The following is a 7,549-nucleotide window of genomic DNA, read 5'->3' as shown; positions in this document are numbered from 1 at the left end:
CCTGCGCGTCGTTGTGCGGCGTCCGTTCGCCCGACAGGTAGGGATAGAATTTCACACTGCCTGGAGCAGCCAGCGTATCACCCAAGGCCGCTGACAACGCGCCTGCCGCCTGACCGGTGACACGGCTCAGCCAGTTTAAACTGTCGGTTGCCGCAAGAACCACGCCCATCTGATACCAACGCCTCGGCACCGCGTGGCAGAAGGTGTGCACCGCACTGTCCGCATCGGGTGCATAGCTTCCGCGCCCTGCCAACACGACGCCGGATGTGCCAAGGGATACGAAACCGTCCCCCTCGCCCAAGGCACCAACACCGCAGGCAGCAACCGCATTATCGGCGCCACCCGCAACAACCTTGCAGCCTGCAGGCAGGCCCAGATCAGCCCGCGCCGCCTGCACCTCACCCACAACATCCGTGCCTTCCAAAAGGTCCGGCATCTGGTCACGGGACATGCCCCCAAGTGCCAGCAGGTCATCCGACCACGCCCGCGCACCAACATCCAGCCACGCCGTGCCCGCCGCATCCGACATCTCGGTCGCATAGCGGCCCGTCAACCAGCACAGCAGGTAGTCCTTGGGCAGCATGACCCGCGCCACCCGGGCAAATATGTCGGGTTCGTTCTTCGCCACCCAGGCCAGCTTGGGTGCGGTAAAGCCAGGGAACACGATGTTTCCACTCACCGCGCGCGCCATCAGGTCGGCATCCATGGCCGCTGCTTCGACGTGGCTACGCGTATCATTCCACAGGATACAGGGGCGCAGCACGACACCCGCGTCGTCAACCATGACCGCGCCATGCATATGACCGGAAAAGGACAGCGCCCTGATGGCGCCATACGCTGACGGATGCTCATTTCGTAACGACGCCAGCACAGCGCCAATACCTGCAACCCAATCGGCCGGGTCCTGTTCGCTCCACCCAGCTGCTGGGTTTGACACGCCATAGGTCGCATCAGCACTGCCAACGGCGCGGCCATCGCCATCCACCAACAATGCCTTCACGCCCGACGTGCCCAGATCAAGTCCGAGATACATCGACATCCTCCCTTGAACGTACACTTGCTCCATTTAATTCGATTGTCAAACTAACTATGATGTACGCCCCTCAGATTCTGATTGACGCAGAAAGGCACCCTCAAATCACAAATCCGACAGCGATGTGCACCCACCCGATCCATCTTCCCTGTTTCAAAAAATCCTCCCTGAAGGGCCTCTTTCCACCAGGTCGCCGGGCCGCTATATCGCACCCAAACATGCAAGGAGTCCGGCATGACCTTCGACCGCTCGATCAAGATCGCCCCATCCATCCTCGCCGCCGATTTCGCCAATTTCGGCGCGGAATGTGCCGCCGTCGAAGCGCAGGGTGCGGATTGGATCCACGTCGACGTGATGGACGGTCATTTTGTGCCGAACATCACTTTCGGCCCCGCCACCTGCGCCGCGATCCGCCCGCATATCAAGGGCGTGATGGACGTCCACCTGATGATCGCGCCGGTCGATCCTTACATCCAAGCCTTCGCCGATGCAGGAGCCGACGTCCTAACCGCCCATGTCGAGGCAGGCCCCCACATCCACCGCACACTGCAAGCCATCCGTGCGGCTGGCATGAAAGCAGGCGTCGCGCTCAACCCCGGCACCCCTGCTGCAGCGGTTGAAGAGGTGATGGACATGATCGACCTGATCTGCGTGATGACCGTGAACCCTGGCTTTGGCGGGCAAAAGTTCATCGACATGACGTCGAAAATCAGCGCCTTGCGCCACATGATCGGGGACCGCCCGGTGCACATCGAAATCGACGGCGGTGTCGATCCGACCACTGCGCCTTTGGTGGCAAAGGCGGGGGCAGACGTACTTGTCGCAGGCTCTGCCGTGTTCCGCGGTGGCTCCGTGGACAATCCGGTTCCGTATGGCGAAAACATCCGCAACATTCGCGCCGCGGCCGAGGGTGTTTGGACCTAGTCCAACTGATCCGAGAACGTCTCGATCAGCTTGTGTTTCAGGATTTTGCCGGTGGGTGCAGCGGGCAGGCTTTGCGCCAACACGTAGCGTGACGGGCGTTTGTACCCTGCCAACCTGTCCTTGACGAACGCGCGCAGATCATCCTCTGAAAGCGCGCTGCCGTTCGGAAGCTGAACAAAGGCCAGCACCTCTTCATCCCCGTCCTTCGCCCGCCCAACGACGGCGGCCTGCACGACATCCGGGTGATCATTCAGTGCAGCCTCGACTTCGGGTGGGAACACATTGAACCCACCGTGGATGATCAGCTCTTTCGCCCGGCCCAGAATGTGCAACTTGCCGTCTGCATCAATCTGCCCAAGATCTCCCGTCCGCAGCCACCCATCATCGTCCAACACCTTCGCTGTCTCACCGGGGTTGCGGAAGTAACCCTTCATCACATGCGGCCCGCGGGTCAGCACCTCGCCCCCGGGAATGGCCTCATCAATCGCGATCTCAATGCCCGGCAGCGCGGGTCCGACCGAAGTGTCCGGATCGCCAATCCTGTTTCGGGTGGCCGCCGTTCCCGCGGTGCTTTCGGTCATGCCGTACCCGTTCTGAATGGCAACGCCGTAGAACGCTTCGGCTTCGCGCTTCCACGTTGGGTCCAGAGGAGCGGCCCCGGACGACACATAGCGGAGGGTTTCGGAGCCGAGGGATGAGAGCCCGAGCGACTTGGCATGTGCCATGAGGAGCGCGTGCATTTGGGGCACCGCAGAGAACAGGGTGATGCCGTCGCGCAGGGCGTCGAAGACATCGGCCACCACGAAACGCGGGACGAGGCGCACAGGGGCACCAGCGTGGATGGCGGCGACCACGACGGAGCAGAGGCCGAAGACGTGGGTTGTGGGCAGGACGCCATAGATCAGATCGCCTGTGGTCATGCCCCGCAGTTCGGCGCTGGTTTTGCCTCCGAAGCGCACGTTGGCGTGGGTGAGCATGACCCCTTTGGGGTCGCCCGTGGTGCCGGTGGTGTAGAGGAGGACGGCGACATCTTCGTCCCCGGCAAAACTGTCCCCACGGGGACAGTGCAGGGTCAGTTCGCCCCATGCGCCGGATAGGGTGCCCACGTCTATATCTGCGATTTGTTTCTGTGCGGTGATGCTGTGCTTTTGCGCATCTGGCGAGACCTGTGTGGTGAAGAACACCGCTTTAGGTTCGGCATGGGCATCGACGCGGGAAATTTCGGCCTTGGTCTGGCGGGCGTTCACCGGTACCGCGATGGCCCCGATGAGCCATATGGCGAAGAGGGCTGCCACCTTGGCCGCGCAGTTTTCGGAGACGATCATCACGCGGTCGCCCTGGGTGATGCCTTTAGCCTTTAGTACCTCTGCGATCTCATCTGCGGCAGCACTCAGTTGGGCGTAGGTCAAGCGCGCGCCGGTCACATCTTCCAAGGCCAGCGCATCAGGCCGTGTCGCCACCTGATGGGCGAGGAGGTCGTAGACGCTAGGCACCCCTCACCCGTTTGTAGACGCCCGTGGATGTGGCGAGGACGGTTCCGCTTTCGTCCTCCAACCGGCCCTCGGTAAAGATCGTGCTGCGCCCGCCGCCCGACACTTCGCCCGTGGCCACAACCACGCCACCGCTTGCAGGGGCGAGGTAGTTGGTGGTCATGCTCAGGGTCGCTACCTTGGTGCTGCCATCATCGTTGCCGGTCCGTGCAGCGGCAAAGCCCATGGCGTTGTCGAGCATGGCGGACATGATGCCGCCGTGCAGACCGCCATGGCGATTGCCGTGTTGCGCACCGATGTCGAGCCAGCAGCGCGACACGCCATCCGCTTCTCTTATGTCCACGACATAGCCCAGCAGTGTCTGCGCCCCGGTCTCGTCGCGGATAATACCAGGTCCGTCAGGCGGCAGAGAGGGCAATGAACCGCTCCAGATGGTAGTCCGTATCGCCGAACCGGTGGTCGGCCATGATGATCCGCTTTGCGATGTGGGCCAGCTCGTATTCCTGCGTCATCGCAATGCCGCCATGCATCTGAATCGCTTCCTCGGCCACGAGTCGCCCGATGCGTCCCATCAGGTTCTTGCTGGCAGATAGGTGCAGGTCGGCGTCCTTGTCCGCAACATAGCCCGCAGCGTTGATGACGGCAGAGCGTGCCTGTTCCATCTCGGTCAACAGGTCGGACATGCGGTGGGCAAGAGCCTGGAATGTGCCGATGGGCCGCCCGAATTGCTTGCGCGTCATCAAGTAATCCTTGGTCAGCGCGGTGGCCGTGTCCATGGCGCCCAGCGCCTCGGCACATTGGGCGACAATGGCGAGGCGGTTGACGGCCTCAAAGTCGCTGAGGCCCAGCCCCAAGGCGGTGCCCGGCGTGTTGTCCAGCGTGACCTCTGCCGCTCGCCCCCCGGCAAGGAGCGGGTAGCCCTGGATATCGAGACCCGCGGCGCCCTTGTCGACGAGGTAAAACGCGATTGTGTCACCATCCTTGGCCGAGACGATCAGGTGGTCGGCGGCTTCGGCGTTCATGACGACGGCCTTGCGGCCTGTCAGCTTGCCATCGCTTGCCGTTGTGTTGACGTGGTCGAGATCATAGCGGCTGTCAGGCTCCCCATGCGCGACAGCGAGGTGCAACGCGCCACCAATGACCTGCTCAACCATATCCGCTTTGCCTGCTGCAGCGAGTAACCGGCCCCCGATCAGGGCGGAATCCATCACAGGTTCCACCACACCTGCGCGGCCCAGTTCCTCGAACACCACAGCGATGTCGAAGCCTGCGCCGCCAAAGCCGCCCTGATCTTCGGTGAACAGCGCGCCGAGCACGCCGAGTTCTGCCAGTTCCGCCCAGATGTCGGGTGAGAAGCCGGTATCGGATTCAAGGATCTGATTGCGCCGTTCGGTGCCGTATTGCTCCCGCAGATAGCGCCGCAGCGTGTCCTGCAGCATTTGCCGTTCTTCGGTCAGGTTGAAGTCCATTATGCGCCTCCGCTCATGGTCACTTTGGCGATGATGCCGCGTTGGATTTCGTTGGAGCCGCCGAAGATCGAAAGCTTGCGGTTGTTGAAGTACTGACCTGCAACCGGGCCTGCATCGAACGGGTCGGGGATGCGGTCATTGGCGCCTTCGACCGCCTCGGACGCAAACGGCATGGCGTAGGGGCCAACAGCGCGGCGCGCGAGGTCGTTGATTCCCTGGCGCAGGATCGACCCTTTGACCTTGAGCATGGACGCCTCAAGCCCCGGTGCTTCGCCAGCGGCAGCCTTGGAGATGATGCGCAGGTTGGTGGTAGCCATGGCGCGCAGATCGATTTCCATCTGGGCCACGCGAGCGGCGAAGTGGGGGTTTTCAAGCAGCGGCTTGCCGTTGTGGTTGGCGGCTTTGGCGATGCGTTTGACCGCTTTCAGCCCCGCCTCGCTTGCGCCGACTCCACCCAGGCCGGTGCGTTCGTGTGTGAGCAGGTATTTGGCATAGGTCCAGCCCTTGTTCTCCTCGCCCACGAGGTTTTCAGCGGGCACTTTGACATCCGTGAACCACACCTCGTTCACCTCGTGACAGCCGTCGAGCAGGATGATGGGGCGCACTTCGACGCCGGGTGTGTCCATGTCGATCAGGAGGAAGCTGATGCCTTCCTGCTGTTTCGCATCCGGGTCGGTGCGGACAAGGCAGAAGATCATATTGGCGAATTGGCCAAGCGTGGTCCATGTCTTTTGCCCGTTGACGATGTAGTGGTCGCCGTCCCGCACCGCCTTGGTTTTCAGCGAGGCAAGGTCAGAGCCGGCGCCCGGTTCGGAATAGCCCTGGCACCACCAGTCGGTGCCGTCGAGCATGCGCGGCAGCCAGTAGTCTTGCTGCTCTTTCGAGCCGAATTTCTGCAAGACGGGGCCAAGCATCGAGAACCCAAAGGGAACAATGCGGGGCGCATGGGCCGCGGCGGCTTCGGTGTCGTAGATGTGGCGCTGGACTGCCGACCATTCCGCGCCGCCAAATTCCTTGGGCCAGTTCTGGGCCAGCCAGCCACGCGCGTTCAGGATCGCGTGCCAGCGTTCCATGTCATCCTTGGTCAGGTCCCCATCAAGCCGAACCTTTTCAGCGATATCTTTTGGAAGATCGTTCTGCAAGAATGTGCGTATCTCTTGCTGGAACGCCAGTTCTTCGGGGGAATAGCTCAGGTCCATATCTCAGCCCTTTTTGTTCAGGTCATCGAAGGTTTTGTTGTCGGCCACCAGTTGTTCGAGCAGGGGCGCGGGTGCCCAGAAGTCAGGGTCTTCGGCGGCGTAGGATTTGATGTCGTTGAGGAGCGGCTCAAGCCCCACGATGTCCGCCCATTTGAGCGGGCCGCCCCGGTAGCGGGGGAAGCCGTAGCCGAAGAGCAGTGTCATATCGACGTCGAGCGGACGACGGGCGATGCCTTCGCCCACGACCTTGGCGGACTCATTGACCATGGCCGCCATGTAGCGACGCACGATTTCCTCGCGGGTGAAGTTGTGGGGCGTGATGCCCAGCCGCGCGCGGTCCGCTTCGATCATCGGCAGCACGTCAGGGTTGGGCACGCGGGCCTTCGGGCCAGCGGCGTAGTCGTAATATCCCTTGCCGGTTTTCTGGCCGAAATGACCCTGTTCACAGAGCGTGTCGGCATAGGTGGCGTCGCGTTTGGGAGCCTGCCCTTCGGCCCGTTTGCGTTTGCGCACGGCCCAGCCGATGTCGAGGCCCGCAAGGTCGGCCACGGCGAAGGGACCCATGGCAAAGCCGAAGTCTTCGAGGGCTTCGTCAATTTCGTAGGGCGAGGCGCCGTCGAGGATCATCTGGTCGGCGGCGGTGCGGTACGTGGCGAGGATGCGGTTGCCGATGAACCCGTCGCAGACACCCGCACGGACGCTGATCTTGCCCAGCATCTTGCCCAGCGCAAAGCCCGTGGCCGCGACATCGGGCGCGGTGGCGTCGCCCACAACGACCTCAAGCAGCTTCATCACGTGGGCGGGCGAGAAGAAGTGAAGGCCAAGCACATCGGCCGGGCGCGAAGTGGTTGCAGCGATTTCGTCGATGTTCAGGTAGGAGGTGTTGGAGGCGAGGATCGCGCCGGGTTTGCAGACGCGGTCCAGCTCGGCAAAGACCTTTTTCTTGACCTCCATGTCCTCGAACACGGCCTCGATCACCAGATCGACGTCCTGCAATTTGTCGTAGTTAGTCACGACCACAAGCGTGTGGGTCAGGATCTGATCGTGCTGGTTTGGGGTGATCTTGCCGCGCTTCACAGCGCCAGACAGGTTGCGTTCGATCCGGTCGCGCGCGGCCTGCCCGGCCTCGGCGCTCATTTCCAGCATCGTCACTTCCAACCCGGACAGGAGGGCAGCCGTGGCAATGCCGGCCCCCATCGTGCCACCGCCGATCACGCCGATGTGCTGGATGCCTCTTGGCTTGACCTCTTTCAGCTCTGGCAGGTTGCCCACCGCGCGTTCCGAGAAGAAAGAGTGGATCATGCCCTGCCGCTGATCCGTTTGCATAAGGTCGTAGAAAATCTGACGCTCGGCCTTCAACCCTTCGGCAAAGGGTTTTTCAACTGCGGCCTGCACGGCGCGCACGCACCACGCTGGGGAAATCTGGCCCCGGCC

The 7,549-nt window shown here is 62.4% G+C and carries 7 protein-coding genes; 1 reads left to right on the top strand and 6 read right to left on the bottom strand.

Going from position 1 to position 7,549, the window contains the following annotated elements; translation table 11 throughout:
• Window positions 1–1,033, bottom strand: a 1,033-nt coding sequence (gene xylB, locus AC6RA8_RS10050) for a xylulokinase (RefSeq protein ID WP_500352499.1), incomplete at its 3' end; no start/stop codon positions are given.
• Window positions 1,034–1,267: 234 nt separating this feature from the next.
• Between xylB and rpe the strand changes: the two genes are divergently transcribed.
• Entirely contained in the window at window positions 1,268–1,957 is a 690-nt protein-coding gene (rpe, locus tag AC6RA8_RS10045; RefSeq protein ID WP_500352498.1) for a ribulose-phosphate 3-epimerase, read from the top strand.
• On the opposite strand, the gene AC6RA8_RS10040 is transcribed toward rpe, so the two are convergent.
• From AC6RA8_RS10040 to AC6RA8_RS10020, 5 genes are all read right to left on the bottom strand, one after another.
• Window positions 1,954–3,450, bottom strand: a complete 1,497-nt coding sequence (locus AC6RA8_RS10040; RefSeq protein WP_500352496.1) for a class I adenylate-forming enzyme family protein — start codon at window positions 3,448–3,450, stop codon at window positions 1,954–1,956. The two genes, rpe and AC6RA8_RS10040, sit on opposite strands and share 4 nt — an antisense overlap.
• The gene (locus AC6RA8_RS10035; RefSeq protein ID WP_500352494.1) at window positions 3,443–3,865 is read right to left on the bottom strand and encodes a PaaI family thioesterase; all 423 of its coding nucleotides are present in this window, start codon (window positions 3,863–3,865) and stop codon (window positions 3,443–3,445) included. The genes AC6RA8_RS10040 and AC6RA8_RS10035 overlap by 8 nt, the downstream gene beginning before the upstream one ends.
• Window positions 3,846–4,916, bottom strand: a complete 1,071-nt coding sequence (locus tag AC6RA8_RS10030) for an acyl-CoA dehydrogenase family protein (RefSeq protein ID WP_500352493.1) — start codon at window positions 4,914–4,916, stop codon at window positions 3,846–3,848. The genes AC6RA8_RS10035 and AC6RA8_RS10030 overlap by 20 nt, the downstream gene beginning before the upstream one ends.
• Entirely contained in the window at window positions 4,916–6,115 is a 1,200-nt protein-coding gene (locus AC6RA8_RS10025; protein WP_500352491.1) for an acyl-CoA dehydrogenase family protein, read from the bottom strand. The genes AC6RA8_RS10030 and AC6RA8_RS10025 overlap by 1 nt, the downstream gene beginning before the upstream one ends.
• 3 nt (window positions 6,116–6,118) lie before the next feature.
• Window positions 6,119–7,549 (bottom strand): 3-hydroxyacyl-CoA dehydrogenase (locus tag AC6RA8_RS10020; RefSeq protein WP_500352489.1); only part of this gene is annotated, 1,431 nt, incomplete at its 5' end.

This window comes from Tateyamaria sp. (assembly GCF_059783535.1).
This window is presented reverse-complemented; position numbering and strand designations above follow the sequence as displayed.

Bases quoted from the DNA above. Each gene is read 5' to 3' on its own strand.
- AC6RA8_RS10025 (WP_500352491.1), bottom strand. From the start codon at position 6,115: ATGGACCTGAGCTATTCCCCCGAAGAACTGGCGTTCCAGCAAGAGATA.
- AC6RA8_RS10030 (WP_500352493.1), bottom strand. From the start codon at position 4,916: ATGGACTTCAACCTGACCGAAGAACGGCAAATGCTGCAGGACACGCTG.
- rpe (WP_500352498.1), top strand. From the start codon at position 1,268: ATGACCTTCGACCGCTCGATCAAGATCGCCCCATCCATCCTCGCCGCC.